The 18,033-nt window shown below is 46.3% G+C and carries 21 protein-coding genes; all 21 read right to left on the bottom strand.

Annotated features, from left to right (window positions below):
- The 21 genes from AC58QT_RS03595 to AC58QT_RS03495 all read right to left on the bottom strand — a co-directional run bounded on the left by AC58QT_RS03595 (position 1) and on the right by AC58QT_RS03495 (position 17,992).
- A complete protein-coding gene (locus tag AC58QT_RS03595) occupies positions 1–912 on the bottom strand; it encodes a hypothetical protein (RefSeq protein WP_497407701.1) in 912 nt (303 codons plus the stop codon).
- 44 nt (positions 913–956) lie between these two features.
- Entirely contained in the window at positions 957–2,144 is a 1,188-nt protein-coding gene (locus AC58QT_RS03590; protein ID WP_497407700.1) for an MFS transporter, read from the bottom strand.
- Complete coding sequence (locus tag AC58QT_RS03585; protein ID WP_497407699.1) at positions 2,137–2,955, bottom strand: class I SAM-dependent methyltransferase; 819 nt, start codon at positions 2,953–2,955, stop codon at positions 2,137–2,139. Before AC58QT_RS03585 ends, AC58QT_RS03590 begins: the two co-directional genes overlap by 8 nt.
- Before the next feature lie 65 nt (positions 2,956–3,020).
- Positions 3,021–3,317, bottom strand: coding sequence for a hypothetical protein (locus AC58QT_RS03580; protein ID WP_497407698.1), 297 nt, complete (start codon positions 3,315–3,317; stop codon positions 3,021–3,023).
- Positions 3,286–3,900, bottom strand: coding sequence for a DUF3990 domain-containing protein (locus AC58QT_RS03575; protein WP_497407697.1), 615 nt, complete (start codon positions 3,898–3,900; stop codon positions 3,286–3,288). Before AC58QT_RS03575 ends, AC58QT_RS03580 begins: the two co-directional genes overlap by 32 nt.
- Positions 3,901–3,938: 38 nt before the next feature.
- Positions 3,939–4,922 (bottom strand): aldo/keto reductase, encoded by a 984-nt coding sequence (locus AC58QT_RS03570; protein WP_497407696.1) that lies wholly within the window; start codon positions 4,920–4,922, stop codon positions 3,939–3,941.
- Between the two features lie 158 nt (positions 4,923–5,080).
- Positions 5,081–5,464 (bottom strand): GIY-YIG nuclease family protein, encoded by a 384-nt coding sequence (locus AC58QT_RS03565; protein WP_497407695.1) that lies wholly within the window; start codon positions 5,462–5,464, stop codon positions 5,081–5,083.
- Positions 5,465–5,469: 5 nt separating this feature from the next.
- Complete coding sequence (locus AC58QT_RS03560) at positions 5,470–5,952, bottom strand: DUF6530 family protein (RefSeq protein ID WP_497407694.1); 483 nt, start codon at positions 5,950–5,952, stop codon at positions 5,470–5,472.
- A 350-nt stretch (positions 5,953–6,302) separates the two neighbouring features.
- Positions 6,303–6,755, bottom strand: a complete 453-nt coding sequence (locus AC58QT_RS03555) for a GNAT family N-acetyltransferase (RefSeq protein WP_497408078.1) — start codon at positions 6,753–6,755, stop codon at positions 6,303–6,305.
- 35 nt (positions 6,756–6,790) lie between these two features.
- Positions 6,791–7,075: a hypothetical protein gene (locus AC58QT_RS03550; RefSeq protein WP_497407693.1), complete on the bottom strand. Its 285-nt coding sequence runs from the start codon at positions 7,073–7,075 to the stop codon at positions 6,791–6,793.
- Between the two features lie 424 nt (positions 7,076–7,499).
- On the bottom strand, positions 7,500–7,760 hold the full coding sequence (locus AC58QT_RS03545; RefSeq protein ID WP_056625290.1) for a hypothetical protein: 261 nt from the start codon (positions 7,758–7,760) through the stop codon (positions 7,500–7,502).
- Positions 7,757–8,149 (bottom strand): hypothetical protein, encoded by a 393-nt coding sequence (locus tag AC58QT_RS03540; RefSeq protein WP_497407692.1) that lies wholly within the window; start codon positions 8,147–8,149, stop codon positions 7,757–7,759. The genes AC58QT_RS03545 and AC58QT_RS03540 overlap by 4 nt, the downstream gene beginning before the upstream one ends.
- A 124-nt stretch (positions 8,150–8,273) precedes the next feature.
- A complete protein-coding gene (locus tag AC58QT_RS03535; protein WP_497407691.1) occupies positions 8,274–8,699 on the bottom strand; it encodes an HIT family protein in 426 nt (141 codons plus the stop codon).
- 145 nt (positions 8,700–8,844) lie between these two features.
- Positions 8,845–9,699, bottom strand: coding sequence for a 3-hydroxybutyryl-CoA dehydrogenase (locus AC58QT_RS03530; RefSeq protein WP_497407690.1), 855 nt, complete (start codon positions 9,697–9,699; stop codon positions 8,845–8,847).
- Between the two features lie 32 nt (positions 9,700–9,731).
- Entirely contained in the window at positions 9,732–10,898 is a 1,167-nt protein-coding gene (locus tag AC58QT_RS03525) for an acetyl-CoA C-acetyltransferase (RefSeq protein ID WP_497407689.1), read from the bottom strand.
- Between the two features lie 23 nt (positions 10,899–10,921).
- Positions 10,922–12,136 carry an acyl-CoA dehydrogenase family protein gene (locus AC58QT_RS03520; protein ID WP_497407688.1) on the bottom strand — a complete coding sequence of 405 codons (1,215 nt, stop codon included), beginning with the start codon at positions 12,134–12,136 and terminating at the stop codon, positions 10,922–10,924.
- Positions 12,137–12,166: 30 nt separating this feature from the next.
- The gene (gene prpB, locus AC58QT_RS03515; protein WP_497407687.1) at positions 12,167–13,075 is read right to left on the bottom strand and encodes a methylisocitrate lyase; all 909 of its coding nucleotides are present in this window, start codon (positions 13,073–13,075) and stop codon (positions 12,167–12,169) included.
- Between the two features lie 41 nt (positions 13,076–13,116).
- Positions 13,117–14,565 carry a bifunctional 2-methylcitrate dehydratase/aconitate hydratase gene (locus AC58QT_RS03510; protein ID WP_497407686.1) on the bottom strand — a complete coding sequence of 483 codons (1,449 nt, stop codon included), beginning with the start codon at positions 14,563–14,565 and terminating at the stop codon, positions 13,117–13,119.
- Entirely contained in the window at positions 14,562–15,713 is a 1,152-nt protein-coding gene (gene mmgD, locus AC58QT_RS03505) for a citrate synthase (protein WP_497407685.1), read from the bottom strand. The genes AC58QT_RS03510 and mmgD overlap by 4 nt, the downstream gene beginning before the upstream one ends.
- Before the next feature lie 17 nt (positions 15,714–15,730).
- Positions 15,731–16,864, bottom strand: a complete 1,134-nt coding sequence (locus tag AC58QT_RS03500) for an acyl-CoA dehydrogenase family protein (RefSeq protein WP_497407684.1) — start codon at positions 16,862–16,864, stop codon at positions 15,731–15,733.
- 237 nt (positions 16,865–17,101) lie between these two features.
- On the bottom strand, positions 17,102–17,992 hold the full coding sequence (locus AC58QT_RS03495; RefSeq protein WP_497407683.1) for an endonuclease/exonuclease/phosphatase family protein: 891 nt from the start codon (positions 17,990–17,992) through the stop codon (positions 17,102–17,104).
- Between the last annotated feature and the right edge of the window lie 41 nt (positions 17,993–18,033).

Raw genomic sequence — 18,033 nt, 5'->3', positions numbered from 1 at the left:
CTAATTACTTGCCAATGATGAGATTCGACCAAAAGCCTTCAACGTCATCAAATGATGCAGGGTCAAATACCCTTGCCATTCCAGCTTAGCTTGCCCCCATGCTTCCTCAAATCTCCCCCACGACCAATTTGGACTCCAGGTTCCATCCTGACCTTGCGCAAGTATCAATGCGTCCAAATCTCCAGCTAGGACATCCTGATACTTGGCATAAAAAGGAGATTCAGGACCATCCACAATTTGAAGTGGAACCGCACAGTAGCCATTTCGATCTTCTGCTCGTTTTATTACGCAGTTGTCCATGAACTTTTCCATTGTAGGTCTGATGTCGTGCTGCAGCTCCTTAGGTAACCGCACAAATAGCCTGGCATAGCAGAACAGTTCGTGCATTTCCAGTAGGCTCGATGTTTGCAAAAGATGCGTAAATGCCTTCTTTTGTGAGTCTTCAGTTAATGAAGGATCTGCAATCTCACCAAAGGCATAAAAATAACCAAGAATCTCCGCATTTGGGTTTCCCCAGTGCGCTTGAAAACCCTCATAATTCCACCAAATTGCACGCGGCGCTTCATTGGCAGCTTCTGGAATGATCTCCCAGCCTTGATATTCTGCGATGTAGGTTTGTTTGAGATAATGAAAGCAATCCTCAATCAATCCTAATCTAACATTGGAGTTGAGCTTGGATGCATACTGAAGCGCAAGCGTTGTAGCAAGTACAGATGAGGCATCTGCTCGTAGATCAGGTTCCAGCGCACGACCGAAACCTTTATCGTCGTTCTGATAACTTCGAAGTGCTTGAATGACACCTTCAGGATCCCCGCCTTCGAATTCATACAGAAACATCGCCTTATCAATCTCTCTTGCCTGACTAAGTAGAAAATTCCTCGATTTTTCAAATTGCTCGCTTGTCAACATCATCCGTTCTTCCCCCTATCATCCCATGCAATAGCTGAATCATTGACTTATGTACCAAGCTCATGTTGCTTCCTACGATAATAGATCACTGCTCCAAACACCACTACGCAGGCCATAGAGACCCAAGAACTATACAGAAAGACTTGTCGCATGCCATAGGCTGCACTCATAATACCTCCCACGAAGCTGCCGATGATACGAGCGGCTCCGAGGCTGAGCAGGCCATTAAGTGTCTGTCCGCTTGCTTTCCACTCAGGAGGCACTTCACGATTAATAATTGTGGCTAAGGTCACGGATAGAACGATAAAGATAAGTCCATGTAATACTTGTACAGGTAATATCCAATATGCAACTTCAATCTGTGAAAATAAGAACCAACGTAATGCTGAAGCTAGTGCTGCCACGAGTAAAATGACGGAGACTGGAACACGCTTGAATATGATGCCTGAGAATAACAGAAAAGGCAGCTCACTCAAGGACGATATCGCCATCGACCAGCCTAACATCACACTGTCTCCGCCCATTTCCTTAAAGTAGATCGGGAAAAAAGCATAATAATAGCCAAGCGTAATTTGGATAATAAAATTGATGCTGAGATAGAACATCAGTTTGCCATTTTTGAACAATTCACGGAACTTCCGCCCCATGACATTCGCAGGCCGCCCTGCCGCAGCTGGAAACCGCCAGAGACAGAACAGCCCAGCTACCATCGTACAAGCATAAACAGGGAACATAGAACCGATGTAGGACTTTGCAATGAAACCGAAAAGAAGTGACATCAAGGCGAAGCCTATCGTACCGCCTAGACGAATCCAGCCAAAGCTCCATGTGGGATGTCGATCTAGTTCCTCCAAAGTAATCGCATCGCTAAGTGCAAATATCGAAGTCTGAAAAAAAGTAAAGATACAAATAAACATAAGGATATAGAAGAATTCATGAGAAAGTGGAAAAAATAAGATCGAAATTCCACTTCCAATAAGTAATACACGCAGGACTTGGTTCTTTAATTTGGCACGATCACCAAAAGCACCCCACACGGGTTGACCAATCATAGCAATCAACGGCCCTAGACTCAATAGGAGCCCAATCTGTTCTTGAGAGAATTTCGCGTTGTTGAGATAGACAGGCATGAATGTCCCATACACCGCGTTCCCCATATAAATGACAACATAAAATAGTAAAAATGCAATCAGTTTCGTCGGCATTCCCGTATTCCCTTGTTGTGAGTTAAACAATGCCAATCCTCATACGATATCCAAATAATATCGATCGTTCTTCACCAGCGAACGCCTTCTCCACAAGCTCGCGAAATTCCGCTGCTTCTGACTCTAGTTCTTTCGCACCTAACTTTAATGCGGTTTGCAGGCTGCCCTGACTTAACGCGAGGTTCACATATCGGTTCGCGTCACAGGACTCCCAATTGTGAAACACGATTTCTCTCGCATAGCGAAATAGACCCGAAGATTCAATTTGTTTCAAATGCTCGTCCTTCTTCCATTTATGCGCTTGCTCATGCTCCGGTGCAAGTTCAACAGCTCGCTGGTCGCCTAACGTTGTCAGCTTCAAGTACTGCTGCTCGATTTGCCAGTCAATGACCGGCGGCCAATCACAATCATAAGCGGCGAACACTCCGCCAGGGCGAAGGATACGAGCGAATTCACGCAATGTGCTTTGCGGCTCCATCCAGTGAAACGATTGTGAGCATGTCACAATATCAGCAGAACCAGATGGCAACCCCAACTCGTGGGAGAGCCCCTTCTGGAAAATAAGAGATGCTGGCTTGTCCATTGCCTCCCATTTTGCTACGGCAACCGCACGCATATCATCGCTTGGCTCAACGCCGATAATCTGATCTGCGTCATCTATCCACAGAAAGGAAGAAAGGCCTGTACCGCAGCCTACATCAACAACAGTTTGAGGTTTTCTACCCAAATAAGCAGTCAAAATTCGAATGACTTCCTGTGGAGCCGTTGGACGGCTGCCATCGTATAAAGCACCAAATCCAGTAAAGCGCTTTACATTACTTGTGCGAATATGTTCGATCATACGTTCCCCTCCTCGGATTGGTCACAAAAAAAGCTCAACCGTAGGATGAGCTTCTAATTACTTATTTAACGTACATGCACGTGCAATCGTCCCTCGAGATGGAGGATGCCTTTATCCTGAACGGCTTCCTTGGCGATCACATGAATCCGCTTCAACCACTCATCTGGCTTATAATTGAGAGTTGCCGCTTGAACTAACCGCTCCGCATGATCATAACAGGTATCATAGCCACCTAATTTACGAATGACCTCAACATAGTCAACAACAAGCTTCCGAGCATCTTGCGAAGTATAATCGAAACTCTGAACTAGAGCATCAACGATTCCACGTTCATACAGATTCAACCGAACTTGTGTTTTCATAGTAGATCCACCTGCCTCCCGTAAAAATATTATAACCAGTGAAACGAAGGGATGCTTCCCATTTCTCTGAGGAGAACACCACTTGATTGCCAAGTCGTAATGCATCTAATTTCCGACCTCGCGTAGTTCGCAAAATTTGATCATAAAACCAATGTACATCTCTATTTAATTGTACTGCTTCTTCAATAATTCGTCCAGTATCACCATCCGCCATTGGACCAATGATAATATCCGGATGCTTGTGACAGGGGTCCGCTTCCCCCTTTTTCATGACACTGCGATGCGACATCACAAACTCAGCCCAAGCCAAGGAATCACTTAGAAATATGAGAGGCTCCATCTTCGAAGGAATCGCGATCAGCTCAATTTCAAGGACACATGGAAGCTCGTGCCCCATTATCGATCGGGCTGATGCTTTTCGTGCCCAATTCCGCGCCTGAGCCGCTGATATCGTTGTATAGAATCCTTCGCCGAAATCACGGCCAGGTCGCCAAAATTTGTTATCCAATAATTTATTTTGAAAAAGGTTGACGAGATTGTCCGTTGTTCCATGATATAAACGTTGTGGTGTTATTATATCCATTTCGCTTCCCCCTGAAACCCCATTCCCTTCTAATTGGGCTAGTACGCACCACGAATGTGTTCATGTACTTGCGTTGCATAGAAGCTTTGCAAACGTGCTAGCTCATCAGGAGTAAAAGCTGGTACTTCTAAAGTGGCCAAATTATCTTCAATTTGCTTCACGTTTTTAAAGCCTGGAATGATACACGTAATGTTTGGATTCTCCAGAATCCAACGCATCGAAGCACGTGCCATGTTACCACGACCCTCACCGATCCAAGCAAGCTCCTTCGCGAGTTCAACGCCTTTGGTAAATGGCAGCCCTGCGAACGTTTCACCTACGTTAAACTGGTCACCGTTGGCATTGAAATTCCGGTGATCATCTGCAGCAAATGTGCTGGCAGCCGTGAATTTCCCGGTTAATAAGCCGCTTGCCAGAGGAAGCCTTACTAGAATTCCTACACCCGCAGCGTTCGCTTGAGGAAAGAGTGCTTCTGCAGGCTTTTGACGGAACAAGTTAAAAATCACTTGCAGCGCTTTAACACCAGGAACCGTGAGACAGAACAACCCTTCCTCTACGGTCTCAACGCTCACGCCATAGTGACGAATTTTACCCTCGGCTTTCAATTTCTCAAGAACCTCGAAAACAGAGCCATCTTTCAAAATCGCCAGAGGCGGACAATGAATTTGGTAGAGATCGATTCGCTCACGATTCAAACGTTTCAAACTATTTTCAGCAAATTGGCGAACAGCTTGTTCCGAATAGGTTGCAAGATTATGAATATCTCCAGAACGGCAAAACTTCGTAGCAATATGTACATCATCTTCTTTACCCTTCGTTGCTTTCGCGAGTAGCTCTTCTGCATGTCCTGACCCATATACATCTGCTGTATCAAAAAAGTTAACACCAGCGTCCATCGCACGATGTAACCCTCGTATGGATTCATCATCATTGGACTCCCCCCAACCACCACCGATGGCCCAGGTTCCAAAGCTAACCTCACTAATTTGAAGTTCTGTATCACCAAGTTGACGGTATTTCACATCATTCACTCCTCTTATGTAGAACTTTATTTATGGACTTCCTATGTTTACATCTCTATCCATTTCGCCATAGGATCAGTGGAAACCTGCCTATTTATGCAAAAAAAAGGGTGTCCGTTTGTGACGGCACCCCTTGATTGCTTCTTATGAAAGAAAAACTAGCGCTTCCGTTTGTTATACCCTTTCTCCTCATACGGCTCTAACTTCTCTAGCCATAGTTCAAGCAAAGCATCAATTTCGGCTCGATAGCTTTTGAGATCCGCGGCATCCAACATGACTTCATCCCGAGGCTCGATGCGATCAAGTACTTCAAATACAAAGCTTTGGCCACCGTACGTCGCCCAGTCCTTTGACAGCTCATTAAATGTATTGGTATTCATCTGTTTACAGAATTCAAGCCGATTCTTCATCCCATCCAAATCCATACTGCAATTAACAAATATTTTATCGTTCTGTGTATTGCGAATTTGATAGACACCCATCGCGCGAAACGATTGCTTATAGTTAGTGGCTAGCTCCTTCTTCTTCTGTTTGTCTAACATGTCAATCAGTACCCCATTTCTTTCAAAATCCTGGACAGTGTGCTCAGTCGCTCCCCGATCAGCTCTCCATCATCACTCAAGGCTTGGCTGAACAGCTTGATATCTTCGTTAATTTTCTCATTATCTGTACATACGCCAACCGTCATGGCATCCCCTTGAAGTCCAATTCGGTCAATAATAGGATTTTCGGGATTATACGCGTTCTCATAGCGGTAAGCCTCTTCTTGAAAATGCAGTTTTGTCCGGCAGACAAGGATGGCTAGATCTAGCACGCGGTGCAGTGGCAGCTCTTCGGATTGACGTGACCATTTCTCACCGGTATAACGCCAGACTTTAGCCGAGATATCTACCTTACCTCTATCGTTCCACTGAGCAAGACCAAGGGAAAGCCCTTGTGTATCCGTGTTTTGCGTATATCTACCATCGATATTGGCATAATTCTCAGCAACGATGACTGGTTTATGTTTAAGAGTTGTTGGTATTTTCATGATGATTCCTCCAAGGGATACAAAGTATGGTTCTTTTAAAAAATAGGACAGGGATGCCGGAAATGGTTAGCTTCAAGTGACTGGGTTCTTATTTGCGTTACATCATTCGGTTTTATATTTAGTAATTTACTAATTTACTAATTAATAAACCGATGAGTTGAGTATACCTCAGCTTTTTTTTCAAGTCAATGGATGGATACCTCACCTGAATGATACTCACATCTGCATGTGATGTATGGGTACCAACAAATTTGTCTATACTAGATAGACGCGAACGGCGTTCCCCATACAGAAAAACTCCCACAATTGAGCCTTTTTGGCACAAGTTGCGGGAGTTTTTCCTTTTACACTTATAAATCCTGACTTAGCCGAATCATGTCTCGACATTGAATACCATTTTCAAAAATAGGTTCCTTATAATGCCTTGTAAAAAAATCAAAATCGACACCATAGATACGAAAACCACACTTCTGATAGAGACTGAGTTGCTGAACACCAGAATTCCCTGTACCTACCTCAATGGTCTGATAGTTGAGTGTCCTTGCCGTCTCCACCGCGTGCTTGACGAGTTCCTTTCCATAGCCCCTGCCTTGTTTCTTCGTAATAACAGCGATGTTCACCAGCTCAACCGTTTTCGGTCTCGTTGGGAGCAGCAAATAGGAGCCGATAATTTCATGCTTATCTTCCAAAACGTAGCATTTGCTTTGATAGACATAAGATTCAACCATCGCAAGCTCGGGGTCGGCCAAAAGAAATAAGTGAATTGGATATTCCTCGGTCAGCTGCAATTCTCTAATGTGCAACATCCTGGGTTCCTCCATCCTTAGTAAGCTGTGAGTCAAAGTTGAAACCTTGCTTTAATCAGGGCTGCGACATCCTCTGGACGCACATCTGAATTGTTGATTCGCATATAATTTTCACTAGTTATTTCGCCCTCGTGTGAGTTCAATCGATGCTTCTCCATACTTAATCGTAAATTTTGTTCAGATGTTACAACGTCTCTTTTTGTAGGCTTATGAGCGAGTCGATGTGGCGTATTATTTCGTTCCACTCTTTCCTCCATTGACGCTTCAAGCTCAACGAAACAGACCTCGCCACCTTTAGATTCAAACACCAATTTCATCACTGCACCTCACTAACTTTTCCCTCAACTTATTTTATCATGCCCCCTACCCATTTATTTGGAAAAAATAAGTAGTATTCAATTTTTCCTTGCTTAGGAGCTAATGAAATAGAGAAGATACTCGGAGTAGAGATACTCGAAATTTTCGAATATCTTCATCGTTTTTCGCCTCGGGGCGCCAGCCAGAATCAAAAAAAGATGCGAAAATGCATCTTTTTCCATTAAAGAAGTCACGTTCTATTAGGAAAGATGCGAATACGCATCTTTTTTCACCGAATTTACCCTTTTTAAGGAATATACGCAAAAAAGGATGTGTTTTCGCAGCAATTCTTCGATAATCGGGCTAATCTCCTTGAAAAAGATGTATTTTCGCAGTTCTCTGCTCATTACGTCAAAAAAAACAGCCGCCATAGGCAGCCGCTTCTTAGTTATAAGTAATTTTCAAGCCTAATTCAGCGGCACGCACGAGCGCGGCGTCTGAGAATTTCGGCTTTTTGTATTTGACTTCGAACTCTTCCTTGGTAAGTGGCGTCCAGTTAAAATCTCGGTTCTGGTACACCCACGTTTTGGTTCCCCAATCGACATGAATGGTACGACTTGCTACCTTTTTCACAACTCCGATTTCAAGAATAACGCCTGTTTTGCCAAAAAACTTTGCACAATACTTCCCAACCATTTCACTCACGATTCTTCCTCATTTCCACTAGTCAAATCACGCAGGATGGCAATCGCAATTTCGAAGGTATCTTCTTCGGACTGAAACTCATCCAAGAAAGATTTTCTAAAAACCTGATGAATCGCTTGTCCCAACCCTGCTACGCTTATATCTTCTGCATGCTTAGTTATGTAAATGGTTACGCTGCGCGCTTCACCATCGTACTCATCCTCAAGACTTCCAGGCTCAAGCAATTCCATGGGATCCCACTGATCCAGATGATACTTCACAACGCCAATAATGGGTGAAGGATCATACGGCAGGGATGCTAAGTACGTATTTTCTTTCTTTATTTCCTTCTTTATACACCAAAGCATGTAATTCATCTTGGTTTCACGCGATACAGCTCGAAACTTCACAGAGATGGCCTCCTTTGTTGAACACCAGCTTAACCTGCTGCTTGCTGGGTAATCAGATCAATCCGTTGCGGTGTTGCCCCATAGCAGTTTATCATGTTCCCAAAAGGATGCCAACTTTTTATATTTAATAACATAAATCATTAATGGCATTAATCATCAAAACCTTCGTCTCAGCCAACCGATTCTGATTGTTATTGTGATCCTCAGGCTCCAACCATCCAAAACCATCGCCTGCATATCTTGGAAAAACGTGCACATGGACATGGCCTAAATCGTTGAAAATACCGCCATTCTGGATGATTGTAACGCCATCAGGTTGAAAGCATTTTTTAATTAGGCGAGACATCTGCATGGAAGTCGTAAGCATTGCGGCTGCAACCTCTTCCTCCATCTCATCCCATTCAGCAACGTGTTTTTTGGGAATCAGCAGAACATGTCCTTCATTCAACGGTGCAATATCTAAGATTACCGTCAACCACTCATTTTCATATAAGACATGTGCCTCAACTTGTCCATTTGCTAACTGACAACCTAAACAAGATTTCTCCATACTACATCCACCCTTTCTACTCCCAAGTTACTCCTTACACTTCAACCAGCACTTACTTATTCCTTTCCTTGCTGATAATTACCTTCCAAAATAAAACAAAAACAGCCCCTCAACAGAGTGACTGCAGATTAAGCTATCTCGCCGATTAACTAGAATACGTATAAAATCCTTGCCCTGATTTACGTCCGAGACGCCCTGCCTTCACATATTTCCTTAATAACGGACAAGGGCGATACTTTGAATCCTTGAAGCCTTCATAAAGTATTTCCATGATGGATAAGCAGGTGTCCAGACCAATTAAATCGGCCAGTTCTAGCGGTCCCATTGGATGGTTCATTCCTAGCTTCATCACTGTATCTACAGCATCTACCGTAGCTACCCCTTCATAGACAGTAAAAACAGCTTCATTAATCATCGGCATAAGAATGCGATTTGAGACGAATCCAGGAAAATCCTGCACTTCCACCGGTGTTTTACCAAGTTCCTGACTAAGCTGAAAGATCGCATCAAAGACAACTTGTGAGGTTTCTAGACCGCGAATGATTTCAATCAACGGCATAACGGGAACCGGGTTCATAAAATGCATGCCGATGACCTGCGACGGGCGAGTAGTCGCCGCCGCAATCTCCGTAATCGGTAAAGATGACGTATTCGTCGCCAATATCACATGAGGTGCACAGATGCCGTCCAGCTTTTGAAAAAGCACTGTTTTCCAAGCCATATTCTCGGATATCGCCTCAATCACAAGATCCACTTGCGCTACCTCGTCAATAACTGGTGCAGGCAGAATACGACTAAGGATTTCCGCTTTCTCTACTTCCGTTAATTTGCCTTTTATAACACGACGTTCTAGTTGCTGTCGAATACTCGTTACGCCTTTGTCGAGCAGCTGTGTGGATAGATCGTGCCACAGCACAGTACGCCCTGCGGATGCAGCTACTTGCGCAATGCCACTTCCCATCTGCCCAGCGCCAACTACCATAATGCTTTGAATGAACATGGTATCTCGCTCCTACGACTTCTTTCTAACCCTTACTCTACACGCAGCAAAATAGCATCGCCTTGCGCCGTTCCACTGCATATGGCCGCAATCCCATAACCACCACCATTTCTACGGAGCTCATGAATTAACGTGAGAATAATCCGCGTACCGCTAGCGCCAATCGGATGACCAAGCGCAATCGCGCCTCCGTTGACATTGACCCGCTGCGTGTCCCAACCTAACAAGCTTTCACATGTTAGTACGACAGCGGCAAAAGCTTCATTCACCTCAAATCGATCGATCTGATCCAGCTTCATTCCCGTTTGCTGCAGCAGCTTCCGTATCGCTAGAGCAGGTGTTGTCGCGATATATGGCGCTCGTTCACCGACACTCGCGTGGCCAATAATAGTCGCGATAGGTACAATGCCTTGATCTAACGCCACATCCTTTGCCATGACAACCAGCGCAGCCGCACCATCATTCACGCCAGGTGCGTTTCCTGCTGTAATGCTGCCTCGGTTATCAAAAACTGGCGTTAATGCGGCTAGCTTAGGCAGATCCGTGTCCACACGCGGTCCTTCATCGTGAATCACTACGTTCTTTCCAACATGAACGGGGATAATTTCCTCAGCTAAATAACCTTTTGAGATAGCTTCCAATGCTAATTGGTGACTACGCAATGCCCATTCGTCCTGCTCCTGACGTCCAATCGTGTACTCAGCAGCAACGCGACTTCCATGGACAACCATATGCACATTATCGAATGGGCAAGTCAGACCATCGTGAATCATAAGATCAATAAGCCGCTGTTCGCCCATTCGTGCACCCCAACGCGCATGCGTTGCCAGATATGGAGCCGAGCTCATACTCTCCATGCCGCCTGCTACAAGTGTTGACGCATCGCCGGCGCGGATGATTTGGTCCGCCATGGTCACACTCCGCATGCCTGAAGCGCACACTTTGTTAATTGTCTCTGACGTGATCTGCCAGGCGAGGCCCGCTCTGCGTGCCGCCTGACGGGAAGGAATTTGTCCTGCACCTCCTTGCAGTACCATACCCATCAAAACTTCCTCAATCGACGAAGGATCCAGAGACGCACGTCGTATAGCTTCTTTTATCGCAATCCCACCTAATTCGACAGCTGAAATCTCCTTCAGTGCACCACCGAATTTACCAAATGGGGTTCTTGCTCCGCCAACGATGACACTTTCTCTCATACACCTCGCCCTCCAGTCCTTCACTACTTACTCAACAAACGAACAATCGCTCTCTGCTGCTCTTCCATCGTGGCTTCGACCATCTGGAGCATCTTCGCATCGCGCATGTAACGTTCAACTGGAAATGCCTTCGTATACCCATAGCCGCCTAACGTTTGAACGGCTTCAATGGTTACGGTCATCACCGTATCCCCAGCGAAAAGATTGGAGATCAGTTTTTTGCCGTTACCATTGCTTTTGTCGTTGCCGTTGCCGTTGCCGTTGCCGTTGCCATTACCATTACCGTTACCGTTGTCCTTTTCCCCACCTCCGCCGTCGGCACCTCCCCCCTCACTCTCACGCCATGCGGCTTGATACGTAAGCAATCTGGCTGCTTCGATGTGCACAGCCATATTCGCAAGTTTGAATGCGATAGCCTGCTGCTGCGCGATCGGCTTACCGAATTGCATGCGCGTCTTTGCGTACGCAATCGCTGCTTCCATAGCTGCTTGCGCGAGCCCAACGGCAAGTGCGGCAATGCCGCTGCGGGCACTTTCCAGGGTTCGCAAGGCAATCCGATAACCCTCTCCTTCCTCGCCAAGCCGATTCGCCACTGGAATACGGCAGTCCACAAGCTCTAACGACAGGCTAGGAGCACCTAGCGTGCCGAGTTTTTTTTCCTTTTTGCCTAGGATGAACCCAGGTGTGCCTTTCTCAAGTATAAATGCGCTGCACGCATGCGCCGATAGATCATCTCCAGTCGCTGCAAACACGACAAAGATATCCGCTTCACCCGCATTGGTAACGAAGGCTTTAGTGCCTCGCAACACATATTCATCACCATCACGTACCGCGCTTGTGTGAAGCTCTAGGTTGATATCAGACCATGTAAATGCTCCAAGCTTCACAGCACTCCCCATTGGACCCAAGTTCAGCTGCTTTTGCTCCTCGGTGCCAAACATTGAAATTGCCGCACTTGCCAAAGCACTATGCACAAACAGCGTATATCCAGTCGAAGCACATGCACGAGCTAACTCCTCCAAGACCAAACTATGCGTGAAAGCATCCAAGCCAAGTCCGCCATACGCCTCAGGGATAAGAATCCCAGCTAAGCCAAGCTCCCCCATACTCTTGAATAACGAGCGGTCAAACCGCTCTTCCTCATCACGCAGCACCGACTTCGGCGCAACCTCCCCTGCTGCAAAATCACGCACCATGCTACGAATCATTTCCAATTCCTCTGAAAGGCTGTAATCCATGTGGAGCCCTCCCCCAAGCCGCATGCACCTCTAACTCTTTTCCTCCCATGTTGATCGTGCAATCGAACCGTCCAAGGCCTCATAATCTTCATACCGTATGGCTTTATATAACTCACTACGCGTTTGCATGCCAGCTAGTGATCCTACCTGCGTCCCTTCCTGACGAATCTCCTCAAAAACCCGTTCATAGGCCTTCGCAGCCACACGAAGCGATGTAACCGGATAGAGAACCATCCGAAAGCCCCAGCTTTCAAATTGCGCTGCCGTATAGTACGGCGTACGTCCGAATTCGGTCATATTGGCCAAAAGAGGTGCATCTACTTCCTTTCGAAAATGTTGAAAGTCTTCCTCGCTTTCTAATGCTTCTGGGAAAATCGCATCCGCTCCAGCGGCGAGATAATGTTTGGCTCTTTGAACCGCTTCTGCCATGCCTTCAACACTTTTCGCATCCGTCCTTGCAAGAACGTACAATGTCGGGCTAACTGCTTTGAGTGTGCGGATTTTTTGGCACATTTCTTCTGTAGGAATGAGCTTCTTACCACTCAGATGGCCGCATTTCTTTGGCATATCTTGATCCTCTATTTGCACAGCGGCGACCTTCGCCTCCACCATCTCCTTCGCTGTTCGTGCGACGTTCAGGATGCCGCCGTATCCCGTATCAATATCAACCAATAATGGAAGTCCTGCTGCGCGGACTAACTCACGTGCGCGATCAGCTACCTCATTGGAATAAATAAGCCCCAGATCAGGCAACCCTCTACTCGCCGTATATGCGGCTCCTGATAAGTACAGGGCCGAAAACCCAGCTTGTTTAGCCATTCTAGCTGCCATGCCATCGTGGGTACCGACAATTTGGAACAGGGAACCCGCTTCAACTAAACGTCGCCACTGTGCAGCTAGCTGCTCTTGACTCGGCTCCTCCTCAATCAGCCATGACATAGTGACCTCCTACTTTTACACAATCAACCGTTAGCTGCATCTTAAATCACGAAAAGCGACATATACGCAGGAACGGTCGTCTGAATGAGCTTCTCGTAATCAAGCGATAGCTTCATAATTTCTTCTGTCTGTTTCCGCGGAAAACGTGTTTGCACATTGGCTTTAAACTTATCGATTACCTTCGGCAACCCTTCAGCACGCCGCCGGCGGTGTCCGATTGGGTATTCACAGACGATTTTTTCCGTAGACGTTCCGTCTTTAAAGTAAATTTGAATGCTGTTGGCAATGGATCGCTTATCTGGATCCAAATAATCCTTGCTATATTGCTCGTTCTCTACAACGACCATGCGCTCACGAAGCGCATCAATGCGGGAATCCGCTGCGATATCATCTTCGTAATGCTCAGCAGTTAATGTCCCATAAAGTAGGCCAATGGCAACCATGTATTGAAGGCAATGATCACGATCTGCCGGATTATGCAGGGGACCTTTTTTATCTATAATGCGCAGGGCAGATTTATGAGTTGTTAACATAATTTTAGTTATGTCAACTAATTTATCCTTGATACGATCATGAAGTGTAAGTGCGCACTCGACGGCTGTTTGGGCATGAAATTCTGCTGGAAACGAAATTTTAAATAAAATATGTTCCATGACGTAACTGCGCAAAGCGCGCGCTAGCGTTAACGTCTTGCCTTCGAAGAGTACGTCTTGAAAGCCCCAATTCGGAGCTGTCAATGCAGAAGCATACCCCATTTCCCCGCCTACGGCCATGAAGGCCAAGCGAACCGCTCTACTTGTCGCATCGCCGGCTGCCCATGATTTTCTAGATCCTGTGTTGGGCGCGTGGCGATACGTGCGTAAGCTTGCTCCATCGATCCAAGCATTAGAAACTGCGCTGCATACCTCCTCCTTCGTACCTCCCAGCATAACTGTCGCCACGGCGGTTGATGCCACTTTCACCAGATGGACATGATCCAATCCGACACCATTCAAACTATTTTCCAAAGCGAGCACGCCTTGAATTTCATGAGCTTTGATTGCCATGGTCAAGACGTCCTTGATAGTGAATGGAACGCCTCCCTCCGCAATTCGTTTGCGACTGACGTAATCGGCAACAGCGAGAATACTACCTAAATTGTCGGAGGGATGCCCCCATTCTGCCGCTAGCCAGGTATCGTTGTAATCGAGCCACCGAATCATACACCCGATGTTGAACGCCGCTTGCACCGGGTCCAATTCGTAGCGAGTTCCTGGTACACGCGCACCGCCTATGACCTCAGCACCTGGGACAATCGGACCGAGATGTTTGGTACATGCCGGAAAACGCAGTGCAAGCAATCCTGTTCCCAATGAGTCCAGTAGGACATGGTGCGCAATCTGATACGCTTCCTCACCTTCAATCTCTGTATGCAAGGCGTATTCCGCAATTTCGACAATGAGCGGGTCAAAAATCATCTCCCTCTGAGCAGGTTCTCTAGGTGTACTCATACGATCTCGTCCTCGCTTTCAGTAAGACTTTGTGCTTGAGGCGGGTGTAAGTCTCGCCCACCGGTATAACGGACCCGAGGTCGGAAAAGACGATTGTTCGCATGCTGCTCCATCACATGTGCACTGATACCAACGGTGCGCGCAGCAAGAAAAACAGGTGTAAACAGCTCAATTGGAATGCCAAGCAAGTAATAGACAGGAGCAGCATAGTAATCTAGATTGGGATGGAGACCTTTCTCCCTCCGCATAACGTCTTCCCCTCGCACACACATGTCGTAAAGTTCCTGCTGATTACAAGCGGGTGCAAGCTTTGCCAAAGCTTCCTTCATTAGCAGGGCGCGTGGGTCAGGTTTTCGCATATAGACACGATGACCAAAGCCCATGATACGCTCTTTCCGAGCAAGCTTAGAACGAATTAAGGCTTCGAGATCATCTTCGGAACCTGCTTCCAGCAGCATGTGCATGACCGCTTCGTTCGCTCCGCCGTGCAATGTGCCTTTGAGAGAGGCTACCGCGCCAACAAGCGCACCATATAAATCCGACTGCGTAGAGGCGATAACGCGAGCCGTAAACGTTGAATTCGGTAATTCGTGTTCGCTGTACACAATAAGAGACTGATCAAAAATCGCTTCCTCCATCGGAGAAGGAATCGTTCCCGTGATCATATACAAAAAGTTAGCCGTATACGATAACTTAGACTCAGGTTCAATGAGCGGTTGCTTCGTAATAGCTCGATAGCCATAAGCAACAATTTGCGGTACTTTCGCTAAAAGGCGAATGGCTTTGCGTCGGTTTGCCTCAGGTGATCGATCATCAAGCTCCTCATCAAAGCTCGCTAGCGCGGAAATACTCGTTCGAAGCACATCCATCATGTCCGCTTGATCTGGCATCAAATGCAGCATAGCCCGCACATTTGGAGGTAATCCATAGACCGCTTGAATTTGTGATTGAATCGCTTGACGTCTCGTTTCACTCGGCAATTCACCCTCTAACAGCAAACCAACGACATCTAAGTACGTCATGTACTCAGCAAGTTCCATCAAATCGTACCCGCGAATCACAATTTCTTCTTTCTCAACATCGAGAAATGAAATGCTGGTCTCACTGGCAATGACATGCTCAAGTCCAGGCAAGTAGTGATCACTCATGTTTTCGCACTCCCTTCCTACATACTTTCAGAAAGCAGCAAACGCGAAATCACAATACGCTGAATCTCATTCGTCCCTTCATAAATTTGTGTTACTTTGGCATCTCGCAGATAGCGCTCAACCTTCGACTCCTTCAAGCAACCCCATGCGCCACAGAGCTGCACAGCCCGCAAACAGACTTTAACCGCCGTATCACTGGCAAAAAGCTTCGCTATGGCAGCCTGCTTCCCATATGAGAGCCCTTGGCTTTTGCGCCAAGCGGCTTGATAGGTCAGCAGTCTTGCGGCCTCAATGTGCGTCGCCATCTCGGAGATATGAGCATCGAATAGCTCGCCGCTGAGCGAGCCAGCTCCTGCCCCATAAGCAACTACAGCGTCCAAGGCTCCTTGGCCGATCCCCGTTGCTTGCGCAGCAATCCCAATCCGACCGCCATCCAGACTTCGCATAGCGATGCGAAAGCCTTCTCCTTCGGGACCTAGGCGGTTCTCAGCTGGCACTCTACAACCATCAAACCTTAACTCCATCGTTGTGGATGAGCGGATGCCTAGCTTTTTTTCCTTGGTACCGAAAATAAGCCCTTCCATCCCTTTTTCAACAATGAAGGCCGTGCAACTCCTCGGCTTATTCATCGCATTCGTCACCGCAAAAACGATATACACTTCCGCCTCCCCGCCGTTCGTCACGAAGAGCTTGGAACCGTCAAGCACGTAGAAGTCTCCATCCTTCGTTGCTGTCGTGCGCATGGCACCAGCATCTGAGCCGGATTCGCTTTCCGTCAGACAGTAGGCGCCCAGCTTATGCCCTCCAGCCATAGGGAGCAAAAACGCTTGCTTCTGTACATCCGTACCATACGTATGAATCGCCCAGCTGGCTAGCGACGTATGCACGGAGAGCATGACGCTCGTGGAAGCACACACGCGGGATAGCTCTTCAATGACCATCGCATATGTTAGAAAATCAGCTCCCCCGCCGCCAAATGCTTGGGGCCAAGGGATCCCGGTCCAGCCAAGTTCACCTAGGCTGTCGAAAATACCACGATCAAATCGTTCCAACTCATCCCTTTCTGCTGAAGTAGGTTCCACTCGAGTAAGTGCAAACTCACGTACTTTCTTTCGCATGTCTTGCTGAGCTGATGTATATGAGAAATGCATGCGACGACCTCCTTCGACGTGTTCATGCTGCTCACTCCTGATTGGCCGAGGTTGATTGGGTCGATCGTAATTCTTCGGACAAGCTGTAAACGCTTTCAATATATGTTATGTATACACGCTTTTATTAGCCAATAGACTGCGCCGCGACAAAAAATGAAAAATACGCATGCAATAAAAACCCCTTCCGTTCATCACGGAAGGGGTTCGTATTCATATCGTTAAACATCATTTGCTTCCTTAATTGTGGTGGTTATGCCCTTTATCATCGTGAGCATGGTGGTCTTTCTTCTTAATAACAAGCTCGGCCGTAATAGGTAAGTGATCAGCTGCAATCGTGTCTATTACTTTACCTGCTTTAATCTGTACATCTTCCGATGTATAAATATAATCAATGCGACGATTAGGCTTGTCTGAATAATAATAAGAGGTGTAGGCATCATTCATGCCAAGTTCTGCAAATACGTCATGATACTGCGCAGACATTTTTATTATTTCTGGACTATCTGGCGTGGCATTGAAGTCTCCCACTAAAATGCTTGTTCCTTTACTTTTATGGACAATGTCAAGGATCTCATTGACTTGAATATCTCTTTGTTCAGCTCTCTTATTGTCCAGGTGCGTATTGTAAAAATTAATGTGATTTCCTCTCACGTTAATAACTGTTTTCGCAAGACCGCGTTGTTCTGAAGGATATTGCGTATTATCGAGTAAATGATTTTCGCTAGAAAGAATAGGATATTTACTTAAAATAACCGTTCCGTATTGACGACGAGGTTCCCCCACATTTAAGGGATCGTTGTCAAGATTCGCAGCAAACTCGTAATGCATACCTAAGTAATTGGCTAACCATTTCGCTTGATCTTCGAAATTACTACGTGCGGAAAAATGATTATCGACTTCCTGCAAACCAATGATATCAGCACCCGAAGATAGAATAACGTCACCAATTCGGTTCAAATTTAGAATGTCATCCATGCCTTCGGCATGGTGAATATTATACTCCATCACTTTGATGGCCGTCTCTTTTCCATTCGTTAAATCTGCGGCATAAGATGCCTGACTTAATGAAAACATAGGAATCATAGACATCAATACAACTGAAGATACAATAACTGACTTTTTAAGCATGTTCAACATCCTCTCGAAGTTATCAATGATAGGCGAATATG

Source organism: Paenibacillus sp. J31R109 (assembly GCF_059692055.1).
This window is presented reverse-complemented; position numbering and strand designations above follow the sequence as displayed.